Raw genomic sequence first — 26,155 nt, forward strand, 5'->3', positions numbered from 1 at the left:
TGCATACTCCCCTTTCCCTTTGTATCATACCCAAAATGATTGCATACAAAAAGACGAGTCAGTCGACTCGTCTCTCTAGGTTATACCGTTACTGCGCCTGCAACTTCTTTCGCAAGTGCTTCAGCTTTCGCTTTCGCGTCCGCAACGATTTCTTCGATTTTGTCTGGGTATTGGTTCATCCCTTCAACCGCTACCGTCGTTACTTCAGATACACCGACGAACGCGAGCGCTTGGCGAAGGTATGCGTCTGCGAAGTTAAGGTCAGTTCCTGTGTAGATTCCGCCTGTCCCTTGGATGTGGATCGCTTGTTTGTTTTCAAGCAAGCCGACAGGACCTTGCTCCGTGTAACGGAACGTTTTACCTGCCATGAGCACGCTATCGAGGAACATTTTCATACGTGCTGGGAAGAAGAAGTTCCACATTGGAGTCGCGAACACGTAAAGGTCCGCTTCCATGAATTTCTCAAGCATGCCGCTCATTGTGCCTACCTTTTTCGCTTCTACATCAGTGAGCGCTTCGCCTGAAGCGAATTTGCCCCATGCACTGAGCACATCTCCGTCGATTTCTTGAACATCAACATCGTAGAGTTCGATTGCTTCCACTTCGATTGATGGATTTTCTGCTTGGAGTGTCGAAACGAATGTTTCTGCCACTTGTTTGCTGTATGAAAGTTCAGTTGGTTTCGGGTTAGCCGATACATATAATACTTTAGTCATCGTGTAATCCTCCATTTGTGTAATCTCTAATTTTTCAATAACAGTTAGAACTATATCATCTGTATATCTCATCGTCAATTATTTTAATTTCAAGATATTGAATAAAAAAGCAACGGGCTTTATTTGCCCGCTGCGTTATAACCGACTCGTTTCAATAACGAAATCAATTGTTCCGTCTCTTCATCACTTAACGGTCCATATATATCTTTGAAGATTTCAATATGTTGCGGATAGACGACGTCCATGAGCGCCTTTCCATCGTCTGTCAATGAAGCATATGTGACACGTCGGTCAGACGGGCAGGCGATTCGTTCAATCAGCCCTCGCTTCTCCAACTTATCGATCACATATGTCACGCTACCGCTCGTAATCAAAATCTGATCCCCAATTTGTTGCAACGGGGTGTCTCCACGTTTATACAGTACGGATAAAACACCGAACTCTGTTGAATTTAACTGGTGGCGTCGTAAATCTTCTTTCACACGATCACTGATGGCATCCATCGTACGCGCAAGAACAACCCACGCCTTCAATTCAAGGGATTCAATCATGTCGGTTTCACCTCAATTCGTTCATCATATATCACTAGTATAGCAGGACTTATGCAGTATAAGCCGGGAAAAATACTTCGTCAAGGAACTTCTTCATTGTCGCCCATGTCGGAAACGTTTAGAATGGTAGTATTGTGATTTTAAGAAAGGGTGGACCGTATGCGTGAGTATTACGAAATTTCATTGACGATTAGACGGGAGTTTTTGCATGCTGTCATCGATTTGTTGAATCGGGAAGGCATCGCACCGGACTATGCGCTCGAAAAAGAAGGCGCGGTCTTTTTATTATTCAATCATTTACCTTGGCCAAACGTGACCCGTGAACCGCATGCCGTGGAACGTTTCTTATTGACGTTGAAACGATCGGACTATTTATTCGTCAAAACGAAACGTAAATCACCGGTCCCCGATCATGAACCGGTCGCCTGTATGGGGGCTCTCGTCTCCCCGTTCAATGAACATTTGCGCATCGAACTTGCCGTGGACGAGTCGGAAGCAAGTCATTTAGATATGTCCGCATTCCGTCATTATTAAACAATCGAATGCCCAACGCATCCCCTTGAAGATTAGAGCGAGATAGCTAATCGACATGGGGATTTTTTAGGAGTATCTGCTTTCTTTGACGGGAATAAAGGACAGTATTCGAGTTGAAAAGGAGACATGTTGGAATGGACACAGTCATGTTAATCGTCAATCCATCCTCAGGGAAAGAGTTGGGGGAACAACACGCAACACATGCCGAAGAGGTGTTGCGCGAACGATATGGACACGTCGATGTCCGCTTCACTGAAAAGGAACAGGATGCGACGAACTTCGCACGTGAAGCGGCAGAAAAGCACTATCAGGCCGTGATTGCGATGGGTGGGGACGGAACCTTGAACGAAGTGGTGACCGGTCTAGCCGAGGCTACTCATCGACCTGACTTCGGTATCATTCCACTTGGGACGGTCAATGACCTCGCCCGTGCACTCGGTGTCCCAAGTGACCCTAAACAAGCAATCGAGGCTCTCCGCGACGCTGAACCGACACCGATGGATATCGGAAAGTATGAGAACGGTTATTTCATGAACGTCATCGCCATCGGGCTCATTGCCGAAGCTGTCGACGAAGTAAGTGTGGAAGAAAAGACGAAATGGGGACCGTTCGCTTACTTGATTGAGGGTGTAAAAGCGTTCCGTGAGCATAGTCCATATGAGTTGGCACTTGACAGTACAGACGGTCAGTTTAATGGCGAAGCCTATCTCGTCGTCATCGCCTTGACGAACTCAGTCGGAGGATTTGAAAACTTCGAACCAGACGCGCGGCTGAATGATGGGCTTCTTCATGTCTATATCTTTGAAGAACTCGGGTTAAAGGACGCACTTCAATTAACACCCGCCCTCTTCACAGGAAAGTTGAAGGAAACAGATAGCGTCACCTCGTTTTGTACGAAACGGGTTAAGGTGACCTCGCCTGATGCGCTTCCTGTAAATGCTGACGGGGACACAGGCGGCAAGCTACCCCTCACCTTTGAAGTATTGCCGAGCCACTTAAACGTATTAAAGCCGGTATAAGAGCAGGAATTTTGACGATTGAATCGAATGTGTTCAAGCGAGAAAGGAGAATGACCTATCAATATCTCACTTGTTCCATTAACAGTCGCATCCGGCGACATCGTCGATACATTCAATCGTTGGAATAACGATCCTGAGATCGTCCATCTTATTCGCCCGAGCCGCTCTAAAGAAGAATTGACCGCCCATTATGAGATGACGGTTGACGATTTAGAAGAACGACTCTTAACACACGATATTTTCCTTATCTACGCAGATGACCATCTCGTCGGAGAAATGAACGTCATGTATGACCCGCCTCATTTATATCGACAAGAACCCGGTACAGCTTGGCTCGGTTTCGTCATCGGCGAATCTGTAGGTCGCGGAAAAGGCGTTGGCACAGAAGCTCTTCGTTTGTTAGAAGAGCAATTGCGAGCCAAACAAGCACCTCGTATGGAACTTGGCGTATTCGCTTTCAACCATGCGGCCCATCGTCTCTATACGAAATGTGGGTATCAAGAAATCGGTCGGATCGAGCACTTCACCTACTGGGATGGTCAATTTTGGTCCGATATTCGGATGGAAAAACGACTCGACGAAAAACCCTTTCACGCCAAGTGAAAGGGTTTTGACTTAGTTCTTTAAGTTCTCGACTTCGACAATCCGGAAGCCTTTTTGTTCAAGCTTAGAGACAACCTTGTTTTTCATGTCTTCTTCACAGTCTGGTGGTAGTGTCACGAGTACCCGACGCAAGACTTTACTTTTCGCATCGAGCGTCATCAAGCTCGCGATTGATGTATATTTGTTCACGATTCTCGTGATTTTCTCAAGTGCCCCAGCCTGTTCGCTCAAGGCGATTGTCAAGACGTAACTACCCGTGTCGCGACTCCATGCTTCTTCGAGCATCCCGAGCATCTTGCCGTGGGGAAGGATGCCATAGAATTCATTGCTTTCATCTTTCAATACAGCAATGTACGGCAACTCTTTGATTGAGAAAAATACTTCAAAGAATCCATCTGACTCATGGACGTACTTTTGTGTATTTTTGATGAGTGTCATCACATTATCGTCCATGTTTTCCCCGTTCATTCCATGACGATAAATATGCATCTTGTAAATGTTACCGCGGAAAAAATTCCCCGTCTCGTCTAAAACAGGTACACAACGGTATCCTGTTTCTTCAAGCGTATGAAGCGCTTCCCGCAATGTTGCCTTTTCACTGATGGTGACAACATCTTTCTTCGGGATACATAAGCTATGCACTAACATGCGTTTTCCTCCCAGCCAATAATAAAGTGGTCTACACCCTATTCATTATTATTCCCCAATTATGATGAATATCCTGCATACTTTTTCTGAAAAGTTATGAACACTTCTCGTAATCCTTGCATTTGTCGGAATAGGAAAAAGTCGTTATAGTGAAACTATCCAAACAGACAAAGGGGATGGACGATTATGACGATGAAAAAAGCATTGACGATTGCCGGTTCTGACACAAGCGGCGGCGCGGGAATCCAAGCCGACCTCAAAACGATGGAAGAACTCGGTGTATACGGTATGACAGCTTTGACTGTCATCGTGGCACAAGACCCACATAACGCATGGAATCACGAAGTCTTTCCAATCGACACGACCTTGATCGAGAAACAAATCGATACGGTGCTCGCTGGAATTGGAGTCGATGCAGTGAAGACAGGTATGCTCCCGACACCTGAAATCATCGAACTCGCAGCACGGAAGATTAAAGAATACGGAATCCAGAATGCCGTCGTCGATCCGGTCATGGCATGTAAAGGTGCGGATGAGATTCTTGATCCGAACGTTGCGGTCGCGATGCGTCAACACCTCGTACCAGTCGCAAAAATCATCACACCGAACTTATTCGAGGCGCGTATGCTCGCTGGCCTTGATAAAACACCCGCAACGATGGACGAAATCAAAGAAGCAGCTCGTTTAATCCATGAACTCGGCGCAGAGATCGTCATCGTCAAAGTCGGTGGCAAACTCGGATTCGATACAGCATTCGACGTCTTGTACGACGGAAACGAATTCCGCCTTCTTGAAAGTGAAAAAATCGAGCCTGCGTTCACACACGGCGGCGGATGTACGTTCTCTTCTGCCATCGCAGCCTCACTCGCCAACGGTCACACGGTCGAAGAAGCGATTGAAATCGGAAAAGAGTTCATCACAGAAGCCGTTCGTCATTCATTCCGTCTCAACCAATACGTTGGACCGACGAACCATACCGGATACCGTAAAAAAGTAGCAACACAATCGTAAACAGATGACCCGGAACTACGTGTTTCGGGTCATCCTTTCCATTGGAGGGACAGACGTGAAAGCGATTCAACCTGATCACATTCAGCACTATTTAGACAATCACGTCGCGACACCACTTTTCGTTCATGTCGAGACGACGAACGGTGCCTACGCGACACATAATGACCCGGACTTTCATAACGCCGGGATGTTTATCCGTAATGCCAAAATCGAATACAGCATCGGTCAAATTAAAGGAAATGGTCCCTATCGTGTCGGTTTAAAACTCGATCACGGTTGGCTCTATGTCGAGGGATTGACCGACTATGAAATGCACGAAGAACAGTTGTTACTCGCTGGTCACGATCGTCTCGGTCGTCTCGCATGTGCGCTGCACATCGATATCAAGCCGCTCCCACAAGGCGCATCGGAGGTGGAGAATCAATGAATGGACCGTTACTCGTCATATTCCCACACCCGGACGATGAGGCGTTCAGCTCGGCCGGAACGATTATCCAACATCGTCAAAGAGGACTACCCGTCACATACGTCTGCTTGACGCTCGGTGAAATGGGACGTAATATGGGTTCCCCGATTTTTACGACACGTGAAGAACTGCCGAAAATTCGAAAACATGAACTCGAAGAAGCATGTCGCATGATGGGCATCGAGGACCTGCGCATGTGGGGTCTTCGTGACAAGACCGTCGAATTTGAGGACGAGGCCGAGCTCGCTGGTCGCTTCCGCGCATTGATTGACGAAGTGAAGCCGGAAACCGTCATCTCATTCTATCCAGGATATGCCGTCCACCCGGACCATGAAGCGACAGCCCGTGCCGTCGTACGTGCGCTTCAAGAGATTGGCGAGACGCGCCCTGAGTTCTTAGGCGTCGCCTTTGACCGCCGCACAGAAGACGAACTCGGACAACCTCACGTCATCGTCGATGTAACGGAAGAGAGCGAACAGAAGAAAGATGCCCTGTTTGCACACCGGTCTCAGACAGAAGGTCTTCTTCGTGCGATCGATAACGCAGAAAACGCCCACGTCATGGAGTTACTCCAACGTGAGCGCTTCTATCATTATCCGTTCTCATGATTCATAGGCTAGACGAGTCATATAAAGCAATGCCCCAACGGTCCCAAGACCGATTAACGTTCCGAATACTACAACGATTTGTCCCATGTTTTCACCTCTTCTAGACTGTACGAACAATTCCATTCATTGGTTTCAAACACGTGCTCTTCGCACGTGTTTTTTTCAGAAGTAAAGTACGTAAATCACAACAGCCAATACGATTCGATAAATCGCAAACGGCATCAATTTTACTTTGTTGATCAATTTCAAAAAGAATTTAATCGAAAGAAGTGCGAATAAAAATGCGCTGACGAAGCCGACGACAAACACGGGTAGCGTATCGAGCGTGAAATACGTCCACTTGCTATAGAGTGACAATGCACTCGCTCCAAACATGATTGGTACCGCCATGATGAACGTAAAATCTGCCGCTGCCCGGTGACTCATTCCGAGGAGAACCCCTCCAGAAATCGTTGAACCGGACCGTGAGAACCCTGGCCATAGCGAAAAACATTGAATCAAGCCGACACCAAGTGCTTGCTTATACGTGATGTCATCGAGCGTAGCGGTCGTCTGACGCTTCACACCGGATAAATCTGCGGCAATCATAAAGAACGCACCGACGACTAACCCAATCAACACCGTCTTGACCGAGAAGAGATGTGTATCGATGTAGTCCTCAAACAGTACACCGAGGACGCCAGCAGGCAGCAATCCGATCAAAATATGTACGAGATTGAATTGGCGTGTGGTTCCGCTTTGCCTTAAGGTGAGCAAAGACTTCGGATTCAGTAACGTTTTGAACCGGTCCCGAAAGACGACCACGACCGCTAAAATCGATCCTAATTGAATGACGATTTTAAACGTGTTCGCTACTTCCTGCCCTAAAAACTGACTCGAATTCAACCAGAGACCATCCACGAGAATCATATGACCGGTCGACGAGACCGGGGCAAATTCCGTCAATCCCTCGACGACACCTAATAAAAATCCTACAAATAATTCATACCATTCCACATTGTTTCTCCTATTGATTCATCAAGATTGTTCTCATCATACACTTCTCGACACAATCTTTCGTCCGTCTTAAGACGTAAAAACAGACATGGCTTATGACCCATGTCTGTAAAGATTAGCGGATAGTCGCATGAACGAACCAAACGACAAGCCCGATTAAGATGAACGCCAAAAATAGCGACGCTGTCGTTCCTACAATAAAGACAAACCCCAACACAAGGATACCGAGATGCCATAGCATCGAGACAGATGATTCGGTCGTCGCTCGGATATCGGAAGGCACCTGATGATGCAAGAGCCCAAAATAGAGTGGCTCCATCGCACCATACAATAGAGCTAGGAGTCCCATCACACCGATTCCAATCGGACTCGGGAAAAACCCGACGATGAGAAATCCACCGCCCATTAACCAACCGAACCCGTTTAACCAACGCTTGGATGACGCAAATCGTATAAGCGTCCCCGCAAAAAGTTGACCAGGTAACTGAATCAAAAGCAGGACGCTTGAAATGGCACCGAACCAATAGATTGGGATGGATACATCACGTGCATACAGTTGCCAGAACTCATCGATGAAATTGAATGCGGACACGGCTGCCAAAAATCCGATGGTGACGTTACGAATGGATGTGTGCGACCACACAAATTGAAATCCTTTCAACAAGTGCCGCCACGTCAATCGGTCTTCTCCTTCGCCATGAACGGGTTCAACGAGAAATAAGCTACACACGGTCGCCATCAATAAACTGAGAATGGAAAGTCTGTAGTTCCACTCCAATGGAACGTACTGAGCCAACATACTGCCACTCCATGCCGCCGTCACAGCGGCCATAATCCCAATCGCGTTCAGTTTTCCAAGAACCCGTTCGAACGACGACGCTTCATGACTTTCTTGTAAGGACTCGTATAGCAGCGCATTCTCCGCCCCACTTCGAATGACCGACCCAACGGCCGAACAGCTGATGGCGACAAAAAATCCGCTGAAGGTGAACGAGTATAACAAGATCCAAAACGATAACCACTCCAAGGCTACACCTGCCTGAATCAGCCGACGCCGTGTCGTTCGGTCCGCCCACACGCCGGTCGGCACCTCGAACAAGACGATGATGAGCGCATAGATCATCTCCAAGTAGACGACTTCTTGAATGGTGATGCCTCGCGATTCCCAAAACAACCGTTCAATCACGTATGCGGGAATCAGCCCTTCAAACCAACGAATCCACCCTAACCAAACAATGTTTCGACGAACTTAACTCGGTGAACGTGCTCGTTTTTTCATTTAAATCTCCTCCTTACTTGTCTATTCCCGAATACACAAAAAAACCACGAGACGAATCTCGTGGTCGACGTGTTATTTCAATAAGTTGAGCATCTCGCGATTGAATGCTGGAATATCATCCGGCTGACGGCTCGTCACGAGCTGGTTTTGGCAGACGACTACTTCTTTGTCCGCATATTTCGCTCCGGCATACTCCATGTCGACTTTGATCGATTTGTAGCCGGTCGCGTCACGACCTTCTAACGTCTTCGCCGTAATCAACAGCTGTGGTCCGTGACAGATGGCAAAAACAGGCTTTTTCGCATCCATGAAGGCTTTGGCGAACGAGACGAAACGCTCGTCCTCACGCAACAAGTCAGGTGAGAATCCGCCCGGCAAGAGAAGGGCATCAAAATCTTCTGGCGATACATCGTCAATCGATTGGTCGATGTTCACTTTCGCCTCCCCTTGTTTCCCTTCTACCGTATTACCCGCTTTCTTCTCGATCGTCACGACATCATGTCCCGCATCCACCAATGCGTCACGAGGACCCGTGAATTCTACATCTTCAAACATATCCGTAATGAGCGTTGCTACTTTTGCCATATCCTAAACACTCCCTTTGTTTGTTTTATGCACATAGGGACTGTTCCACAGGCATGAATCACTTAAACATCTCAAGTGGCATTCAACGGAATTTCGAGACGTATGGATTGTCGCGTTCAAAGAAGCGATACGGGTAGTCACGTGCCTCGCCCGTGTTCGGGATCCCGATACGGGGACCCGCCTCAATCACTACTCCTGCCTCACCCTCCGCGATGTAGAGTGGGTCTTGTTGAAAGGAATGGCCGTATAGATCCATTGTGATTCCGAGTGCTTTCGTCAACTTCCCTGGTCCGTTCGTCTGGTCGTATCGCTTCACTCCGGGACGGTTCGAAGCAATCCATTCATGTCCTTGAATCGGTTCGACGGCTCGAATCAACACGGCTTCCGGTGTACCGACCGGACCGCTGACCACGTTCAGGAGCGTATGTGTATGCATTTGATACGTGTATACATGCCCAGGTTGTCCGAACATGACTTCCGTTCGTTTCGTTCGACGCCCTCCGAAGCTATGCGCCGCCCGGTCGATGGCACCGAGGTAAGCCTCTGTCTCGACAATCTTCGCGATGATGTCACCTTCTGGATGTCGCCGCACCAAATATTGACCGAGTAAGGCGCGTGCCAATTCGAGTGTCGGTTGTTCATAAAATGCTAGATCGAGTCGCTTCATGGTTCCACCTCCGTTTCTCCTATTTTCTCAAAAGTCATATGTTGCACACAAAAAAGATGCCCTGCATGGCAGGACACCTCGATATTATGATGCGATTTTTAGCGATTCACGTTGCTTCCCCAATCGCACGTATCCCAAGATGATGGAGAAGACCGGGCTGAGCCAGAGGAAGAACGCAAATGGTGCGTATTCCAATACAGGCACGCCGAGTGTCGCTGCGAAGAACGCTCCGGAGACACCCCAAGGTATGAGCGGGTTGATGACGGTCCCGCCATCTTCAAGTGCCCGTGACAAGTAGCGCGGGTCGATCCCACGATCGATAAACCCTTGCTTGAACGCCTGACCCGGCAAGAGAATCGACAAGTACTGTTCTCCCGCGAGCAAGTTGACACCGATTGAACTGAGGACAACTGATAGGACCGAGCTCCCTGGTGACTTCAAACGCTCGAGCAACGATTCAACGATGGCTTGGAAGATACCGAGTTCACGTAATAAGCCACCGAACGCGAGGGCGATCAAGACGAGACTGACCGACCAGAGCATCGATTCAAGACCACCTTTATCGAGTACATTCGCAATCAATTCATTTTCGACATCTGACTTAAAGCCCGACTGCATGACACCGAGCCAGTTCGAGATGCTCCAGTTGCCTTGAACAAAACCGGCCGTCAACACACCGGCGAACATCCCAACAAGCATCGTCGGCAAGACCGGCATCCGACGGAACGCAAGCACTGCGACGAGCACAGGGGCAATCAACGTGAGCCATGAGAGGTCGAAACGTCCGCTGAGCGCGGCTTGCGCCTCTGCGATTTGTGCCGTGTCGGCAGTTTGACCGCTACGTCCGAGGAACATGAATAAAATCAACGTGATGATGAACGCTGGAATCGTCGTCCCCATCATGAAGCGAATGTGGTCGAACAGTTTGACCCCCGCCACTGCCGGCGCAAAGTTCGTCGTATCCGACAACGGGCTCATCTTGTCTCCGAAGAGGGCGCCCGACACGATGGCACCTGCAGCGAGCGCTGGCGAGATGCCTAGTGCCGTTCCGATTCCGAACAAGGCGACACCGACCGTTCCGACGGTTGTAAAGGCGCTTCCTGTGAAGGTCGAGACGATCATCGTGATCAACAAGACACTCGGCAAGAACCATTCAGCAGAGATTGTATTTAGACCGATGGAGAGGATCGTCGCGACCGTCCCGGACATTTGCCATACTCCGATGAGCATCCCAATCAACAACAAAATCAACACCGGCATGATCGCTTCACGAATTCCGTTGATCATCGCCGTTTCAATCTGTTTGAAGTCGCGTGAACGATAATACGCATATCCACCTACTATTACCATTGTGCCAAAAATCGCCATATGTGGCGTCGCTTTGGCCAAAAACATCAGTGCGAGCAAGGTGATCCCGCTCATCAACACGACGAATACAGCTTCTTTTCCTTTCATCTGCATCGACGTCCCCTCCTTTCGTTATATCTTCTTTATTTATTATTTTGCCTAACCGCTTAAACGCTTTTATGCACAAAAGCATGTCAGTGATGTTTTTTACTATACTCGCTTCCTTTCTCCCTGTCAAACGTCTTTTTATGATAAATTATATGCTTGAGGGTGACCTCCGGAGTTCGTAACCTCCTCCGACATCAAAACTAGCGAAAAGGAAGTGTGCTTCATGCAACACGAAAAAGCATTGGTCGTCTTTAGTGGTGGCCAAGATTCAACCACTTGCCTGTTTTGGGCAAAACAACAATTCTCTCATGTGGAGGCGGTGACGTTCGCATATGGTCAACGCCATGATGCGGAAATCGAGGTCGCCAAAGAAATCGCGACAGAACTCGATGTCCCACACCACATCCTCGACTTGTCCCTACTCGGACAACTCACATCGAACGCGCTCACGAGACACGATCTCGACATCGACAATGCGGACGTCCCAAATACGTTCGTCGATGGACGCAACCATCTATTCTTATCATTTGCGGCCGTCATGGCCAAACAACTCGGTATGCATCACATCGTGACCGGTGTATGTGAAACGGACTTTTCAGGTTACCCGGATTGCCGAGACCAATTCATCAAATCACTCAACGTGACACTCAATTTAGCGATGGATTATCCATTCGTCATCGACACACCGCTCATGTGGCTCGATAAAAAAGAGACGTGGGCACTCGCCGACGAGCTCGGTGCCTTTGACTACGTCAAAGAACGCACGCTCACTTGCTACAACGGTGTCATCGGTTCAGGTTGTGGAGAATGTCCGGCGTGTAAGCTTCGTCAAAACGGACTCACAGCTTACGAGGAGGTGCGCGTATGAAACATGCTCCATTCCTCGCTCCGACCAGTGTCGAATCAAAGCAAGAAGGCTCGCTCATCTACTGTCCGCATCGCGTTCAAATCGTCAAAGAAGTGACGTTCGACGCAGCGCACCATCTCTTTGACTATGACGGCAAATGTCGTGCCCTTCATGGTCATACGTATAAGCTCCAAATGGGTGTCAGCGGCTTTCTCGACAATCGCGGCATGACGCTCGACTTCGGTGACTTGAAAAAGATCTTAAAAGAAGAGCTTGAGCCATATCTCGACCATCGCTATTTGAACGAGTCACTCCCTTATATGAATACAACTGCAGAAAACATGTGTTATTGGATTTTTGAACAGTTGGCGACACACCTGCCAAATGAACGCGACGTCCGTGTCGAGTTCGTCCGTCTGTATGAAACGCCAACGTCTTACGCTGAGTTCCGCCGTGAATGGTTGGTGGAATCGTGAAAATCCCTGTTTTAGAAGTGTTCGGACCAACCTTCCAAGGCGAAGGCCGGGCCATCGGACAGAAGACGATGTTCGTCCGGACCGCCGGTTGCGATTATCGCTGTTCGTGGTGCGATTCCGCCTTTACGTGGGACGGTTCAGAAAAACCGGACATGCTGACAGCCGATGAGGTCATCGCTCGCCTGGATGCACTGGGTATGTACGATTATGTCACCATCTCGGGTGGCAATCCGCTCCTTATCGCGGCTATGGAAGACCTCGTTGTGAAGTTGAAAGAACGTGGTGTCACACTCGCTGTCGAGACGCAAGGTAGCCGCTATCAAGACTGGCTCACACAAATCGATGACGTGACCCTCAGTCCGAAACCTCCATCGTCTGGTATGAAAACGAACTGGGAGCAACTAGACGCTATCGTCGAACAGTTGCGCCCGGAGCAGACGACATTCAAAGTCGCTGTCTTTGATGAAGCGGACCTTGCCTACGCGAAAGAAGTGCAGCAGCGCTACTCACCGGACGTCATGTATTTGTCGGCTGGTAACCCGGAGCCTGGTGCAGACGGAGACATCACCGATGCCCAGCTCCGTCGTTTGAAACAACTATGGGAAGACGTCGCACGCGACCCGTCATGGCAAAGCGTCCGCGTCCTACCACAACTACACACATTACTGTACGCCAACGAACGTGGCGTCTAAGGAGAATGAACATGAGACCAGAAGACTTACAAGACCTCTCGCTCCTCGGACAGAAGAGCGTCCCATATATTTTTGAATACACACCTGACGTCCTGGAGGCGTTCCCGAATCGTCATCCGGAGAACGACTACTTCGTGAAATTCAACGCACCCGAATTTACATCGTTGTGCCCGATCACGAACCAACCGGACTTCGCAACCATCTACATCTCGTACATCCCGGATGAGAAACTCGTCGAGTCGAAATCGTTGAAGTTGTACTTGTTCAGTTTCCGTAACCACGGTGACTTCCACGAGAACTGCATCAACGTCATCGGGAAAGATCTCGTGAAATTGATGGAACCGCGCTATCTCGAAGTGTGGGGGAAATTCACACCACGTGGCGGTATCTCAATCGATCCGTACTACAACTACGGAAAGCCAGGCACAAAATATGAAAAAATGGCAGAACACCGTCTGTTCAACCATGACCTGTATCCAGAGACGGTCGACAACCGTTAATTGAAAAGTAGGCGCTCCATCTGGAGTCGCCTACTTTTTTTGATAGCGATGAATCTGTCGCTTGATCGGTTCACGGAAAACGGTCGCAACGAGCGTCAACACGAGCATGATCCCAAATGCCAAGGCGATGAGCGTCCAATCCCCACTGGCGATACTACTCCCGAGAAAATTGTTCGCAAACGCCCCGGGAATCATACCGACGACGGTCGCAAACAGATAGGCGAGTACGTTTACTTTTGCCAAACCAGAAGCATAGCTGACCAAATCGAAATTGACGAGCGGGATGAGACGTAAGATGAGGACGTAAAAGAAACCATCTTCTTCGATTTTATGCTGAATGGCTTCGTAATTCGTTGATTCGAAGTGATGCAGGAAACGATCGCCGAAATAAATTGCCACATAATACGCAACAAGCGCACTCAATGTCGCCCCGATGACGGTATAGATGACGCCCGGTAACATCCCAAACGCCAATCCTCCGGCGACCGACAAGACGGACGTGGGAAACAAGATGAGCGGACGAACGGTGAACAATAAAATGTAAATGAGCGGAGCCAACCATCCGAATTGAATGATGTAGTCCCGTATATCGCCTGGGCTTACATCAACCCACTGATAAAGGAATGTCGCCGTCCCGAACAGGAGTAGGACGAGTGCAATCATCCATTGTATCTTCCACTTTTTCATCGTCCTCCTCCTCTCTATTTGCTTTTATTCCCGTAATCTAGGATGTCATCCACCTTTTTTCAGCCATCTCGATGTGGTACGGTTAGAAAAAGCAGAAGGAGGAAATCGATATGAACCTTGCAGATGCCCTAACATTGAAACAGTTGCTCCATGAGCAAATCGATACATTGACCGAAGAGATTGAGCATGTGGCGTTCATCTCGCTTCAAGCGAATGAATCCATTCCGACCATTCAGTCTCGTTCCCTTCAAGACATCGAGATGGAACTTGAACACATTCGTCTAGACTTACGTCAGCTCGACCGTCTCATTCAAGAGGCGAACGTCCAAGCCGTTGTCGAGACGCACGACGGTCCGCTTCCGCTCGTCGAGGCAATCGAACTTGCTGTTCAGTTACGCGTCCAAGCACGACTTTATGAAAAATTATCGCTTCGTCCGAAGAAAGACTATGTGCATGGGGTTGCCGTGATCAAACACGCCTTATACGATCCGGAGCTGTATCGCCTGAAAGCGCGCGATATTAAGAAGCGTGCCATTCGAATCGAAAGTGCGATTCAAGCCGTCCGTTATCAGACTGACATTGAATTTGATGCATCACGATATATGTAAAAAGCGAAGGGATTCCTTCGCTTTTTACATATGGTCATGGTGATGGTGGTGGATATCATGATGACTCGATGAAGAAGAACGTCGACGTGGTGGTGCCTCATCGGCAAATTTTTCTCCGTCTAAAATCCCGAGACGCTTATATTGACGATCGACCCGCTCTTTCGTCTCTTCGCGAACAGCGTCAGACTCCATCACCAATTGATAGCATCCGAGCGCGACACGGAACGGCTCCATGCGTGTCCGTTCAATCGAGAAGGAATCGATGCCCCGTAAATAGTCTGCTAAGCGCTCAGCCGTATCGTCGGCCGGGACATCGGCGAGCTGCGAGGCGAAGCGTTGTAAGTCCTTCAATGTATTTGATGTTTTAGAGTAACTTCGACTTGATTTGATGACACCAAATGCGATAAGTCCAACAATGGTGAAAAACATGAGTGGAAAGAATAAATTGATGATCGTGAAAAATGGGTCCGCCCCAAATTCTAAAGTAGACATTTCAAATTCCCCCTTTTCTTTAAGTACGTTCATTCAGTCGAATCGGTTTCATCAAAAAAACCGCGATCACACGACCGCGGCATCCATTCAACTGTTCAGTTGTTTCTCCATCATGATGCGCGGCTCGCCATCTTCTGTGTAAGCGCCCATGATGTCATATCCGCAAAGGAGGTTCAAGATGATGACCCCTTTGTTCGTATTGCGTGCTTTCGTCCGAATCGAATGGAACCCTTGCGCTTCGACCCATTCGAGTTGCGTGTCCATCAGCTTGCGACCGACGCCATGCTTTTGGAAGTCCGGATGTACGCCGCCCGCCCAGCTATAAAACCGATAAGGCTCCGCCTCATAACCAATTTTAAAGCCAACTAGCTGCTCTTCAGAGAAAGCCAGCAGCACTAACGGATTGGCGTGCCGATACAGGCGCTCTTTAAATCGCAACTGATCGAGGTCACCGTATAACGTGCGGTACAGCCGGAAGAAGTCCTCTTCAAAATCCTTAAAGTTGTTCGTCACATCTTTTACGATAAATGAACTCGTCGTACTCATCGTGCCATCCCCTTTCAGTTTCTGGACAAAGATTCCGTACGTCTGTTCATTTCGCCGTTCATTCTGAATTTCCTGTCTCCCGTTCAAAAGCTGTGACACCTTTTTGTTTATATAGTCCGAGCGTACGCTTCGGCAAACTCTTGACCATCCAGTCTTTGAAGATGCGCGCTTGATCTTCGACCGGAAGCTCGTAGCCATCCGTCACGATATGTCGTGACCGTGTCGTGACATCGTACAAGGAAATCGCCGCCGCCACGGAGATGTTCAAACTTTGTACGTATCCTTGCATCGGAATAACAAAGTTCCCGTCCGCCTTATGAAGTGCTGTTTCCGAGACACCACTATGTTCATTCCCGAATAGCAGAACGGTCGGCTTCGACACATCCACCTCTTCGAGCGGAATTGCTTCCTCACTCAATGCCGTCGCATATACTTGATAACCGTCTTCTTTTAAAGCGTCAATCGCCTCTTCGATGGAGCCATGCTCGACGACGTCCACCCAACGGTCGGCACTCTTGGCGATAATCGAGTTCGGTTTGAACTTCGCACGCCCTTCGACGACGTGTAACGTCTGCACCCCGAACGCATCGGCCGAACGCAATACGGCAGATTGATTGTGCGGATCGTCGACACCTTCCGTCAAAATCGTGATATGGTTCGTTCGTGTATTCAATACTTCATACATCCGTTTGATTCGATCTGGCATGAGCATCTCATATAGAGGAAGATCGTCTTCCTGCAATACACCCTTCCGCAACAACTCTTCTTTTAATTCAATCTGCTCGTCTTTCGTCAAAGCAGATGTTGTCTGTCTCCAACCCATCTTTCTCGCTCCCTTCAACCTATCATATTGTAGCTAGATTCGATTCGACTGACAAGTTCGCCTCACATCTGCTATTCTCACTTCGGAAATGAAAACAAATGAAAATAGCGAAAACGGTTGCACGAATTTATGCAATCGATTACAATTATTTATGCAAGCGATTGCACTATTGGTAGACACAAAAATAGATAAAACTCCCTCATAGGAAGGAAGCGTATAGCATGAAACAATTGATCTCATTCGATTTCTGGCAGAAACTCGGTAAGGCTTTGATGGTCGTCATCGCCGTCATGCCAGCTGCCGGTTTGATGATTTCCATCGGAAAATTGATTGGAATGTCAGCCGGAGATGTCGGTATCTTATTAACAACAGCTCGTATCATTGAAGATTTAGGTTGGGGCATCATCGTCAACTTACATATCCTCTTCGCAGTCGCGATTGGTGGTTCGTGGGCAAAAGATCGTGCCGGCGGTGCATTCGCAGCACTTCTCGCCTTCATCTTGATCAACCGTGTCACAGGTGCCATCTTCGGTGTCAACAGTGACATGCTTCAAGATCCAGAAGCGACAATCGAGTCACTCTTCGGTGCGAACCTTGTCGTCGCTGATTACTTCACATCTGTACTCGGCTCACCTGCCCTCAACATGGGTGTGTTCGTCGGGATTATCGCCGGTTTCCTCGGTGGTGCACTATATAACCGTTTCTACAACTTCAACAAGTTGCCGAACGCTCTCTCGTTCTTCAACGGGAAGCGCTTCGTACCATTCGTCGTTATCCTTGGTTCAGTCGTTGCTGCCCTCGTTCTATCGATTGTATGGCCAACCATCCAAGGTGCGCTCAACAGCTTTGGTGAATGGATTGCCACATCACGTAACACGGCGCCAGTCCTCGCTCCGTTCATTTATGGTGCACTCGAACGTCTCCTCTTACCGTTCGGTTTACACCACATGCTCACAGTACCAATGAACTACACAGAGCTCGGTGGAACATACACGATTTTAACAGGTGCGACAGCTGGATCGGTCGTTGCCGGTCAAGACCCACTCTGGTTGGCATGGGTGACGGATCTCGTCAACTTGCGTGCTGCTGGTGATACGGCTGCATACAACACGCTTCTCGCTGATGTCGTTCCAGCACGCTTCAAAGTCGGTCAAGTCATCTTGTCATTCGCTGCATTGATTGGTGCCGCGTATGCGATGTACCGCAACGTCGACGCGGATAAGAAGGCACAATACAAGCCGATGTTCTTATCAGCCGGACTCGCTGTCTTCTTGACAGGTGTCACAGAACCGATTGAATTCATGTTTATGTTCGTCGCACCAGTTCTTTATGTCGTTTACGCACTCATGGCCGGTGCTGCCTTCGCATTGGCAGATATCATCGACTTACGTGTACACGCTTTCGGTGCAATCGAACTCTTGACGCGCATTCCGATGATTGTCAAAGCAGGACTTCTTCAAGACTTGATCAACTTCGTGCTCGTCTCTGTCGTGTTCTTCTTCCTCAACTTCGGTGTCTTCAACTTCTTCATTAAGAAGATGAACCTACCGACGCCAGGACGTAACGGGAACTACATGGAAGAAACGACAGAAAAATCATCCGTTACAGGTGACGAACAAGTCATGGGGATTATCGCACTTCTCGGTGGGGAAGAAAACATTGAGGATGTCGACGCATGTATGACTCGTCTTCGTGTGACCGTTAAAGACGTTACACTCGTCTCTGACGAACAAGAATGGAAGAAAAATGGCGCTATGGGTCTTATCGTGAAAGACCGTGGAGTCCAAGCCATCTATGGCCCGAAAGCCGACGTATTGAAATCAGACATTCAAGACGTCATCGGTGCATAATCTACTGGCCAACTCGCTCGAGAGTTGGCCTTTTTCTAAAGGAGGACTATCGTGAATATTTTAACGCTCAATTGTCATGCCTGGTTAGAAGACCGCCAACAAGAGAAAATCGACGCGATTGTCGAACGTATCGCAAGCGAAGAGTATGACTTCATCGCGCTTCAAGAAGTCAATCAACATAAAGAGGCCCCCCTCATCTATGGGAACATCCGTGAAAACAACTTCGCACACGTCCTCGTCGAGCGCCTGAAAGAGTTAGATCTTCACTATCACATGACATGGGACTTTGCCCATTACGGATATGACATTTACGAGGAAGGCGTCGCCATTTTGTCACGGACACCGTTTCTATCGACCGAGTCGTTCTTCGTATCCAAGACGACGGACCCTGACAATTACAAGTCCCGTAAAATTGTCAAAGCCGTGATTGAAGGTCTTGAAACGCCGACGACCGTCTACTCGTGTCACCTCGGATGGTGGCATGACGAAGAGGAGCCAGTGAAGCATCAACTCGACGAACTACTGCGTCGCGTCGAGCATGACGACCATGCGCTCCTACTCGGTGATTTCAACAACGATGCCTTCATTCGAGGCGAGGGATACGATTATTTGATGGAGAATGGGCTTCAAGACTTGTTCCATCTCGCAACGGAACGCGAAGGTGATGCGACCGTCCAAGGGAAAATCGCCGGATGGGATGAAAACAAGAAATCGCTACGCATCGACTTGATGTTGACGAATGCACCCATTCACGTCTCCCGTCATGCTGTCGTCTTCGACGGCGAAAACGGACCTGTCGTCTCCGACCACGCCGGTGTCGAAGCCACAGTGTTTTGGCGTTGATGCACCTTTTTCTTCCGACTTGGGAGAAAAGGGTTTTTCTTTTGGGGAAAATCTTGTAACGTGATAAAAGACTGATGTCTAACTACTAATGAATGAAATAGAAAGAAGTGTTTGAACATGAAGACAAGCTCGCTCAGTCGAAGCGACTGGACTTTAGTTTTATCCCTATCCTTATTAACCTTCGTTCTCGGAACGAGTGAATTTGTCATCGTCGGCATTTTGCCTGATATCGCAAGCGGTCTATCCATTTCCATCGCGACAGCAGGAAGTCTCGTATCGGCATTCGCCATCAGCTTTGCCGTCGGCACGCCAATCACGATGTCCTTGACGAGCCATCTTCCAAAACGTAAATTGATGCTCGGCTTGACGATTCTCTTCACCGTCCTGAACTTATTAAGCAGTCTCGCTCCCATGTATGAGTGGTTACTCGTCTTGCGCATGCTGACGGCTGTCGTCACAGGTGTCTTAATTTCGCTTGCCATGCTCGTCGCTAGCGAGAGCGTCCCTCCGGCAAAACGGGGTGTGGCCGTGTCCTTTATTTTCGGTGGCTTTACAATGGCGAACGTGTTCGGGGTTCCGATCGGAACGTTCATCGGACAACAGGCAGGATGGGAGTCCACGTTTTGGTTGACGACTCTGCTCGGTGCAGTCGCCTGGATTGCCATTTATCGTGTCTTGCCGAATCAATTGTCTCAAGAAAAAGCATCACTCCGTGAACAAATGGCACTCCTGACGAATCCGCGTATCTTGATCGCCTTCTTGATTCCGGCGTTCGGTTTCGGGGCGACGTATGTCATATATACGTATCTCGTGCCGATTTTAAAAGATGTCCTCGGCGTCCCGGTCGCTTGGGTCAGTCCGATTTTATTCGCCTACGGATTCATCTCGATCTTCAGTAATATCGCTGCCGGAAAAATCGCCAGTCACAATCCGATCGGACGCTTACGGTTCGTCTTTCTCGTCCAGGCATTCGTCCTGGCCGCGTTATTCGTGACGACGTCGAATGTGACGCTCGGTCTCCTCAATATCGCCCTCATGTCGTTCATGGCGATTTTATTGACGACATCGACTCAGATTTATTTGATCGATTTGGCGGAGAAGTTCAATCCGAACGCCAAAGGTCTCGCCTCATCACTTATGCCTGTGGCGAGTAACGTCGGAATCGGACTTGGTTCCGCTCTTGGTGGTGTCGTCTACGCGACGAGCCCTATCATGACGCTCGCGCTCGTCGGTGGTTTGGTCGCCCTCGTCACAGCCGGGTTGACCGCAGTCAGTTATTCACTCGATCAACGCTAAAACGTGCGCACCTCGATGAAGGTGCGCACGTTTTTTATAACCATTCGAGAATTGCTGATAGGACTTCGTCGAGTTGTTCTTTCGATGTGAGCGGACTTTCCTGATCGCCTTTTTGTGGACCATACATTCCGAAGTTGGCATGATTCCCGCCTTCGATTTGTACGAATTGACTATCGGCAGGTAGGTCGCTTCGACTCGCCTCGATGTCTTCCGGGACAGCCAATCCATCCAACTCACCCGAGATGGATAGCACGCGTAAGTCACTATCGACCATCGAGCTGATCGGATATGATGCGAGGAAAATGACACCTTCTACCGACTCTTGATGCTCAAGCGCGTAACCCGACGCCGCCGAACCTCCGAGTGAATGACCGGCTACGATCCAGCGTTCAATCTCCGGATGTGCCTCGATGATTGGATCGGCTGCGTCGATATCTAAAATGCCTAAGTTGAGTCGAAGCGACGGAATGGCGACGAAATACTCTTCCTCGGCTAAACGTGTTCCATAATACGCATACGCCTCTTTCTCCACTTTCGCCCCTGGATAAAGAATGATTCCGACCTCACTCGTCGGATCTCCAAACTCGAGACGGTTGTCGACCACTTTCCCCTCTTCGGTATACCGTGTCGCTTCATCGGTCGGTTCGTACGTGAACTGCGTCCAAATTAAAAAGCCTGCTACCGCGATGATTAGCAATCCTACGATTGAGAGTGCGGTCCACTTGAAGAATTTCTTCATTATATAGCCTCCATTTGCATCCACTTCATCATAACGTTACACTAATAAGAAAAAGCATGATCAGGGGGACACCATGACCAGAAGTAATATAACCACGACGATTCAGTGGTTTATTTTTATTTTAGCTACAAATATTGTACCACCACTCTCCATCGCCGCCTTGTTTGAACTGTCACCAGATGAGACGATGACCTTTATATCCCGCTCACTTTTCATCTTCGCACTCTTCAGCATCATTCAGACGTTGCTCGGCCATCGCCTCCCGATACTCGAAGGACCTGCCGGCATTTGGTGGGGTGTCTTCACCTTATACGCCTCCATCGGTCCCGCTCTATATGGAAGTCAGCAAGAGACGCTGCAGGCACTCGGATTCATGCTGTTTTTGAGCGGAATCCTCGGTGTGTTGTTGACCGTCACCGGCATCTTAAGACGCATGCTCGCCCTGTTTACACCGCAAGTGCTCGGCGTCTATATGATTTTGCTCGTCCTTCAATTGTCAGGTGCTGTCATTAAAGGTGGCTTTGGGGTGACGGAAGACGGAATCAATATTGTTCAGGCAGTGGCGACGGCTGGGCTCGTCTTGTTCGCACTCACGCTCGAGCAAAGTCGCTTTAAACAATATGGGCTCGTCATGACGCTATTCGTCGGGTTCGGCTTGTTCCATTTACTCGACCTTGGAAATCCTGTCGTCCGTTCGGAATCCTTCTTCCTCGTACCGGAACTTCTTCCGTTCGGAAATTGGGTGTGGGATTGGAACTTGTTGCCGACGGCTTTCGTCATCACCCTACTTCTCATGACGAACGTCCTTGCGAACATCAAGTTGATTGAGCGCATCGTCAGTTCTCGCGAAAAACGAGAAATCAAAGGAAACGTTCCCGCATCGGGTGTCGCCAGTGGCGTCAGTCAAATCGTGGCTGGTCTGTTCGGCACACCGGGTCCTGTCGCCATCTCCGGGACAGCTGGTTTCCTCTCTTCGACGGAGAGCGTCCAGCGTGCTCCGCATTTGGTTGCCCACGCCCTCATGATGGGGTTAGCACTCATCGGTCCATTCGTCTCGTTGATTGCGAGCATCCCGGCCGCTGTCGGTTATGCAATCGTGACACCGCTCATTGCAACGATGATCATCATCGGAATCAATGAGGCGGCCTTTGAATTGAAGCAGTCCACGGCATCCCTCACAGTCGGGCTCCCGCTCGTCATCGGTGCCGGGGCGATGTTATTACCACCCGGTTCAATGAATGACCTGCCACCGCTTCTTGCGACCGTCTTCTCTAACGGGCTTGTTCTCGGAACAATTGTCGCCTTAACAACTGCCATCTTAAGTAAAATCAAGGATTGAAAAAAAGAACTGGCCGTATTGGTCAGTTCTTTTCACGTACATGCATATGGTAACGGGCATCGTGCGGTAAAACAGCGCCTTCTTCTTGTTCGAAATGCGCACGGTCTTTCCAATAACGAACGACTGACGAAGTATCACGATGCAGGGCGCGTTGTAGCGCTTGTTTTGCCGTGACAGGCGTTTCGTCATCGTTTGTCAATTCAAGTCCCATCAGTTTATAACCGATTGTTTGTCCACCCCGACTCATTTGCCACGCTTCCATGGCATATGTCAGTAGTGTCGGTGTGATGACCGCATGCACGAACTCGCTCTTTACTTTCTTTCGTACGAGCTGTTCTACGCCCACGCTGACAAGACCTGCAATGACACTGTCAATCATGACTGCTTTGGTTCGCTTTTTTGTCAATGGATTCATCGGCTCATCCTCTGCATCATCCCTGACGTCAACACTTCGATTCCTTCGCCTTCTTCAGACGCCATAATCAAGGCACGAGCGACATGAAGCGCCTGAATCGGTGCGACTTCCGGTGTCTTCTCAAGCAAGATTGACTGGAACGGTCGACTGATGACCTCGGCCGCCTTCTCTCCGAAGCGGAATGAATCACGCTCTCCGAGTAACAGAGAAGGACGGGCGATAATCAAGTGATGGAAGTTGAAAATACGTAACGCGTTCTCAAGCTCCCCTTTCACACGGTTGTAAAAGAAAGTCGAACGCAATGATGCGCCTTGTGCCGATACGACCGCATAGCGCGTCGCACCGTGTGCCTTGGCGACACGGGCCACTTCAAGTGGTAATTCTAAATCAACTTGTTTGAACGCTTCTTGCGAGCCAGCTACCGCAATCGTTGTGCCGAGCGCACAGTACACGTCGTCGATCTGTGGAAGGGATGAATCCATCTCCTCGAAACCGACGATCTCATGTAACTTCGGATGACTCCAACGCTTCGAGCGACGGACAACGATCCAGACCGCATCATAACGGTCACTCTCTAACAACTGTTCCACCAATTCGCGGCCAATCAAACCGGTCGCGCCTACGACAAGTGCAGTTTTCCCCATTCGTGACTCCTCCTAGACTACTATTTCCTTCAGTCTAGCTGACTTGCCGTTCCTCGGCAATGATTGTCCCGGGACGGAATCGGTCCATCATACGGAAAAATCCGTTCAATGCGAGCGCCGTGAATGAACCTGCCACGATAGCACTATCCGTGAACAACTGCAGCCACTCCGGCATGTTTGCGACGATGGCTGGATTGGCGGTAATACCGAGCCCAACACCGATTGAGAGGGCAATGGTAATCAAGTTCTCGTTTTTCGAAAAATCGACCTGGCTCAGAATTCGAATGCCGGAAGCAGCGACCGTTCCGAACATGACGAGCATCGCTCCCCCAAGCACAGGTTTTGGAATCAATGTCGTGAACGTAGCGACTTTCGGAAGGAAGCCGAGCAAGATGAGCAATCCACCTGTCCAGAAGATGACACGGCGCGATTTTACACCTGACAATTGAACAAGTCCGACATTTTGACTGAACGTCGTGTACGGGAAGCTGTTGAAAATCCCTCCGAGAATCGTTGCGACACCTTCCGCACGATACCCTTTCGTCAATTCGTTCGCACCAATCGGCTTTTTCGTGATATCGCTGAGCGCCAAGAATACACCTGTCGATTCAATCATCGAGATAATGGCGACGAGCGTCATGACGAGGATCGCGGACACATCAAATGTCGGCATCCCAAAGTAGAACGGTTGAACCATTTGGAACCAACCCGCTTCCCGGACAGGACTGAAATCGACGAGACCGAGCGAAGCAGCAACCCCTGTTCCGATGAGGACGGCAAAGAGGACAGCAGCGGCGCGTGTGAAGACGGTCCCGACACGGTTCAAGACGAGAATGAGTAAAATCGTAAAGCCACCTAATCCTAGATTCTGCATCGATGCGAATCCAGGCTCACCTGGCATCCCGCCACCGATGTCATTGATGGCGACCGGAATCAGTGAGAGACCAATGATCGTCACGACCGAACCGAGAACGACCGGCGGGAAGAAACGTGCGAGCTTCCCGACAAATCCGGAAATGAGGATAACAATGATTCCACTGGCAATCAACGCGCCATAAATGGCCGTAATTCCATTTGCGCTTCCAATCGCAATCATCGGACCGACCGCCGTGAACGTACATCCGAGGACGACCGGCAATCCGACACCCGTAAAGCGTGTCGTCCATACTTGTAATAACGTCGCTACCCCACACATGAATAAATCAATTGCGACAAGATAGGCGAGTTCGGTTGGACCAAGCCCGATGGCACCCCCGACGATGAGTGGAACGATTGCCGCTCCCGTGTACATGGCGAGCAGATGCTGAAATCCGAGACTTGCTGTCTTGAATGTATTCATCGAACGACCTCCACGAACGAGATATGGTCTTTCTCTAATTTCGCGACGCACGCTAGCGATTCGACGCGATAACCACGCTCAATCAGTTTATCGCGCCCTGGTTGGAACGATTTTTCGATGACGATGCCAACACCTGAAACTTCTGCACCTGCCGCTTCGACGAGTTGTGTCAGCCCGAGTGCCGCTTCCCCGTTCGCGAGGAAGTCATCGATGACAAGAACGCGTTCGCCTGATAAGACGAAACGTCGGCTCAAGCTGATGCGGTTCGTCTCCTGTTTCGTGAACGAATAAACATCCGCTTCGACGAGGTCGTCTTGGAGCGTCAGCGATTTCCGTTTACGCGCGAATACGAACGGGATGCCCATCTCAAGCGCCGTCATCATCGCTGGCGCAATCCCGCTCGATTCGAGTGTGACGATGCGGTCGATTTGAGCGTCTTTGAAACGTTCTGCAAATTCTTTGCCGATGGCTTGCATAAGTACCGGGTCGACTTGATGATTCAAGAAGGCGTCAACTTTCAACACTTGGTCGGATAAGGCCCGACCCTCTTCACGGATTTTGTCTTCTAACTGCTTCATTGTTGTCCCCTCCATTAAAAAATGCGATTCGTCACCCCTCATCGGGAGGCAACGAACCGCATGGAAATCAACGATAGCATACGACAAGCGCCACCCGTAGTCGAACCATTTACGGTAGTTCGGTAGAGACTTGCGGACCATATTTCCGCTGATATACGAGTGCGAATCTATTTATTTAAGATAAACTTTATTGTAGACGAGCTGACGAGAAATGCAATAGGTTGCAATCAAACGGCGAAATGTTCGATTTTTCTGAAACTGCTGTATACTGTATGTATTGGATATGAGAGAGGAGCCTTGCCC

General features: G+C 49.3%; 32 protein-coding genes and 1 riboswitch. Of the genes, 15 read left to right on the top strand and 17 right to left on the bottom strand.

Translation table 11 applies throughout. The features are described from left to right. Positions 1-80: 80 nt before the first annotated feature. Together KNO70_RS11690 and KNO70_RS11695 are read right to left on the bottom strand one after the other, a co-directional pair. Positions 81-716, bottom strand: a complete 636-nt coding sequence (locus KNO70_RS11690) for an FMN-dependent NADH-azoreductase (protein ID WP_078146124.1) — start codon at positions 714-716, stop codon at positions 81-83. Positions 717-835: 119 nt separating this feature from the next. Next, positions 836-1,267 carry a MarR family winged helix-turn-helix transcriptional regulator gene (locus KNO70_RS11695; RefSeq protein ID WP_047795835.1) on the bottom strand — a complete coding sequence of 144 codons (432 nt, stop codon included), beginning with the start codon at positions 1,265-1,267 and terminating at the stop codon, positions 836-838. A 159-nt stretch (positions 1,268-1,426) separates the two neighbouring features. Here KNO70_RS11695 and KNO70_RS11700 point away from each other — a divergent pair, with 159 nt between their 5' ends. The 3 genes from KNO70_RS11700 to KNO70_RS11710 all read left to right on the top strand — a co-directional run bounded on the left by KNO70_RS11700 (position 1,427) and on the right by KNO70_RS11710 (position 3,423). Then, positions 1,427-1,801 carry a hypothetical protein gene (locus KNO70_RS11700; protein ID WP_078146123.1) on the top strand — a complete coding sequence of 125 codons (375 nt, stop codon included), beginning with the start codon at positions 1,427-1,429 and terminating at the stop codon, positions 1,799-1,801. 134 nt (positions 1,802-1,935) lie between these two features. Next, positions 1,936-2,820, top strand: coding sequence for a diacylglycerol/lipid kinase family protein (locus tag KNO70_RS11705; RefSeq protein ID WP_214812647.1), 885 nt, complete (start codon positions 1,936-1,938; stop codon positions 2,818-2,820). A 63-nt stretch (positions 2,821-2,883) separates the two neighbouring features. After that, positions 2,884-3,423, top strand: coding sequence for a GNAT family N-acetyltransferase (locus tag KNO70_RS11710; protein WP_270812711.1), 540 nt, complete (start codon positions 2,884-2,886; stop codon positions 3,421-3,423). A gap of 12 nt (positions 3,424-3,435) precedes the next feature. On the opposite strand, the gene cbpA is transcribed toward KNO70_RS11710, so the two are convergent. After that, positions 3,436-4,071 (bottom strand): cyclic di-AMP binding protein CbpA, encoded by a 636-nt coding sequence (gene cbpA / locus KNO70_RS11715; protein WP_214812648.1) that lies wholly within the window; start codon positions 4,069-4,071, stop codon positions 3,436-3,438. A gap of 186 nt (positions 4,072-4,257) precedes the next feature. Here cbpA and pdxK point away from each other — a divergent pair, with 186 nt between their 5' ends. From pdxK to bshB2, 3 genes are read left to right on the top strand one after another with little or no spacing between them, the layout of a single operon-like run. Beyond that, the gene (pdxK, locus tag KNO70_RS11720; RefSeq protein ID WP_015880484.1) at positions 4,258-5,082 is read left to right on the top strand and encodes a pyridoxine/pyridoxal/pyridoxamine kinase; all 825 of its coding nucleotides are present in this window, start codon (positions 4,258-4,260) and stop codon (positions 5,080-5,082) included. A gap of 55 nt (positions 5,083-5,137) precedes the next feature. Beyond that, complete coding sequence (locus KNO70_RS11725; RefSeq protein WP_074034952.1) at positions 5,138-5,509, top strand: YojF family protein; 372 nt, start codon at positions 5,138-5,140, stop codon at positions 5,507-5,509. Further along, complete coding sequence (gene bshB2, locus KNO70_RS11730; RefSeq protein ID WP_078146120.1) at positions 5,506-6,156, top strand: bacillithiol biosynthesis deacetylase BshB2; 651 nt, start codon at positions 5,506-5,508, stop codon at positions 6,154-6,156. Before KNO70_RS11725 ends, bshB2 begins: the two co-directional genes overlap by 4 nt. Positions 6,157-6,318: 162 nt before the next feature. Here bshB2 and KNO70_RS11735 read toward each other — a convergent pair whose 3' ends face one another. From KNO70_RS11735 to nhaC, 5 genes are all read right to left on the bottom strand, one after another. After that, a complete protein-coding gene (locus KNO70_RS11735; RefSeq protein ID WP_214685121.1) occupies positions 6,319-7,152 on the bottom strand; it encodes an undecaprenyl-diphosphate phosphatase in 834 nt (277 codons plus the stop codon). Positions 7,153-7,267: 115 nt separating this feature from the next. Continuing rightward, on the bottom strand, positions 7,268-8,338 hold the full coding sequence (locus KNO70_RS11740; protein ID WP_214685119.1) for an MFS transporter: 1,071 nt from the start codon (positions 8,336-8,338) through the stop codon (positions 7,268-7,270). Between the two features lie 165 nt (positions 8,339-8,503). Beyond that, positions 8,504-9,016, bottom strand: a complete 513-nt coding sequence (locus KNO70_RS11745; protein WP_015880479.1) for a type 1 glutamine amidotransferase domain-containing protein — start codon at positions 9,014-9,016, stop codon at positions 8,504-8,506. 82 nt (positions 9,017-9,098) lie between these two features. Further along, positions 9,099-9,683, bottom strand: coding sequence for a DNA-3-methyladenine glycosylase (locus tag KNO70_RS11750; protein ID WP_078146117.1), 585 nt, complete (start codon positions 9,681-9,683; stop codon positions 9,099-9,101). An 84-nt stretch (positions 9,684-9,767) separates the two neighbouring features. Next, positions 9,768-11,144 carry a Na+/H+ antiporter NhaC gene (nhaC, locus tag KNO70_RS11755; RefSeq protein WP_214685118.1) on the bottom strand — a complete coding sequence of 459 codons (1,377 nt, stop codon included), beginning with the start codon at positions 11,142-11,144 and terminating at the stop codon, positions 9,768-9,770. 217 nt (positions 11,145-11,361) lie between these two features. On the opposite strand from nhaC, the gene queC reads away from it, so the two are divergent. Genes queC through queF form a run of 4 tightly spaced genes read left to right on the top strand, consistent with a single transcriptional unit; the run spans position 11,362 to position 13,653 of the window. Beyond that, the gene (gene queC, locus KNO70_RS11760) at positions 11,362-12,006 is read left to right on the top strand and encodes a 7-cyano-7-deazaguanine synthase QueC (protein WP_159563339.1); all 645 of its coding nucleotides are present in this window, start codon (positions 11,362-11,364) and stop codon (positions 12,004-12,006) included. Further along, positions 12,003-12,461: a 6-carboxytetrahydropterin synthase QueD gene (gene queD / locus KNO70_RS11765; RefSeq protein WP_214731312.1), complete on the top strand. Its 459-nt coding sequence runs from the start codon at positions 12,003-12,005 to the stop codon at positions 12,459-12,461. The genes queC and queD overlap by 4 nt, the downstream gene beginning before the upstream one ends. Beyond that, positions 12,443-13,153: a 7-carboxy-7-deazaguanine synthase QueE gene (gene queE, locus KNO70_RS11770; RefSeq protein WP_214685116.1), complete on the top strand. Its 711-nt coding sequence runs from the start codon at positions 12,443-12,445 to the stop codon at positions 13,151-13,153. Before queD ends, queE begins: the two co-directional genes overlap by 19 nt. A gap of 11 nt (positions 13,154-13,164) precedes the next feature. After that, positions 13,165-13,653, top strand: coding sequence for a preQ(1) synthase (queF, locus tag KNO70_RS11775; RefSeq protein ID WP_015880473.1), 489 nt, complete (start codon positions 13,165-13,167; stop codon positions 13,651-13,653). A gap of 30 nt (positions 13,654-13,683) precedes the next feature. Here queF and KNO70_RS11780 read toward each other — a convergent pair whose 3' ends face one another. Next, positions 13,684-14,340 (bottom strand): TVP38/TMEM64 family protein, encoded by a 657-nt coding sequence (locus KNO70_RS11780; RefSeq protein ID WP_196430339.1) that lies wholly within the window; start codon positions 14,338-14,340, stop codon positions 13,684-13,686. Between the two features lie 110 nt (positions 14,341-14,450). On the opposite strand from KNO70_RS11780, the gene KNO70_RS11785 reads away from it, so the two are divergent. Beyond that, entirely contained in the window at positions 14,451-14,948 is a 498-nt protein-coding gene (locus KNO70_RS11785) for a hypothetical protein (RefSeq protein ID WP_015880471.1), read from the top strand. Positions 14,949-14,972: 24 nt separating this feature from the next. Here KNO70_RS11785 and KNO70_RS11790 read toward each other — a convergent pair whose 3' ends face one another. The 3 genes from KNO70_RS11790 to KNO70_RS11800 form a co-directional block, all read right to left on the bottom strand. Further along, complete coding sequence (locus tag KNO70_RS11790) at positions 14,973-15,440, bottom strand: hypothetical protein (protein WP_214685114.1); 468 nt, start codon at positions 15,438-15,440, stop codon at positions 14,973-14,975. Positions 15,441-15,527: 87 nt separating this feature from the next. After that, on the bottom strand, positions 15,528-16,073 hold the full coding sequence (locus tag KNO70_RS11795) for a GNAT family N-acetyltransferase (protein ID WP_214685112.1): 546 nt from the start codon (positions 16,071-16,073) through the stop codon (positions 15,528-15,530). Next, a complete protein-coding gene (locus KNO70_RS11800) occupies positions 16,045-16,809 on the bottom strand; it encodes a TrmH family RNA methyltransferase (protein ID WP_214685110.1) in 765 nt (254 codons plus the stop codon). The genes KNO70_RS11795 and KNO70_RS11800 overlap by 29 nt, the downstream gene beginning before the upstream one ends. Before the next feature lie 221 nt (positions 16,810-17,030). Between KNO70_RS11800 and KNO70_RS11805 the strand changes: the two genes are divergently transcribed. The 3 genes from KNO70_RS11805 (at position 17,031) to KNO70_RS11815 (ending at position 20,798) form a co-directional block, all read left to right on the top strand. Next, on the top strand, positions 17,031-18,659 hold the full coding sequence (locus tag KNO70_RS11805) for a PTS transporter subunit IIBC (protein ID WP_214685108.1): 1,629 nt from the start codon (positions 17,031-17,033) through the stop codon (positions 18,657-18,659). Between the two features lie 51 nt (positions 18,660-18,710). After that, complete coding sequence (locus KNO70_RS11810) at positions 18,711-19,502, top strand: endonuclease/exonuclease/phosphatase family protein (protein ID WP_214685106.1); 792 nt, start codon at positions 18,711-18,713, stop codon at positions 19,500-19,502. A 117-nt stretch (positions 19,503-19,619) separates the two neighbouring features. Beyond that, positions 19,620-20,798: an MFS transporter gene (locus tag KNO70_RS11815; RefSeq protein ID WP_214685104.1), complete on the top strand. Its 1,179-nt coding sequence runs from the start codon at positions 19,620-19,622 to the stop codon at positions 20,796-20,798. Between the two features lie 34 nt (positions 20,799-20,832). On the opposite strand, the gene KNO70_RS11820 is transcribed toward KNO70_RS11815, so the two are convergent. Next, positions 20,833-21,537: an alpha/beta hydrolase gene (locus KNO70_RS11820; protein ID WP_214685102.1), complete on the bottom strand. Its 705-nt coding sequence runs from the start codon at positions 21,535-21,537 to the stop codon at positions 20,833-20,835. Between the two features lie 73 nt (positions 21,538-21,610). Between KNO70_RS11820 and KNO70_RS11825 the strand changes: the two genes are divergently transcribed. Beyond that, a complete protein-coding gene (locus KNO70_RS11825; protein ID WP_214731310.1) occupies positions 21,611-22,876 on the top strand; it encodes a purine/pyrimidine permease in 1,266 nt (421 codons plus the stop codon). 22 nt (positions 22,877-22,898) lie between these two features. Here the strand turns inward: KNO70_RS11825 and KNO70_RS11830 are convergent, their stop codons facing one another. The 4 genes from KNO70_RS11830 to KNO70_RS11845 are packed head-to-tail and all read right to left on the bottom strand — an operon-like array spanning position 22,899 to position 25,852. After that, positions 22,899-23,291, bottom strand: coding sequence for an RDD family protein (locus KNO70_RS11830; protein WP_214685099.1), 393 nt, complete (start codon positions 23,289-23,291; stop codon positions 22,899-22,901). Then, positions 23,288-23,935, bottom strand: a complete 648-nt coding sequence (locus tag KNO70_RS11835; protein WP_078146102.1) for an NAD(P)H-binding protein — start codon at positions 23,933-23,935, stop codon at positions 23,288-23,290. Before KNO70_RS11835 ends, KNO70_RS11830 begins: the two co-directional genes overlap by 4 nt. A gap of 34 nt (positions 23,936-23,969) precedes the next feature. Next, positions 23,970-25,274 (bottom strand): nucleobase:cation symporter-2 family protein, encoded by a 1,305-nt coding sequence (locus KNO70_RS11840; protein WP_214688897.1) that lies wholly within the window; start codon positions 25,272-25,274, stop codon positions 23,970-23,972. Beyond that, positions 25,271-25,852, bottom strand: coding sequence for a xanthine phosphoribosyltransferase (locus KNO70_RS11845; RefSeq protein ID WP_214731308.1), 582 nt, complete (start codon positions 25,850-25,852; stop codon positions 25,271-25,273). The genes KNO70_RS11840 and KNO70_RS11845 overlap by 4 nt, the downstream gene beginning before the upstream one ends. Positions 25,853-25,929: 77 nt before the next feature. Then, a riboswitch (purine riboswitch) is annotated at positions 25,930-26,031 on the bottom strand. Positions 26,032-26,155: the final 124 nt, after the last annotated feature.

Source organism: Exiguobacterium sp. s181 (assembly GCF_018617125.1).
GTDB classification, from domain to species: domain Bacteria; phylum Bacillota; class Bacilli; order Exiguobacteriales; family Exiguobacteriaceae; genus Exiguobacterium; species Exiguobacterium profundum.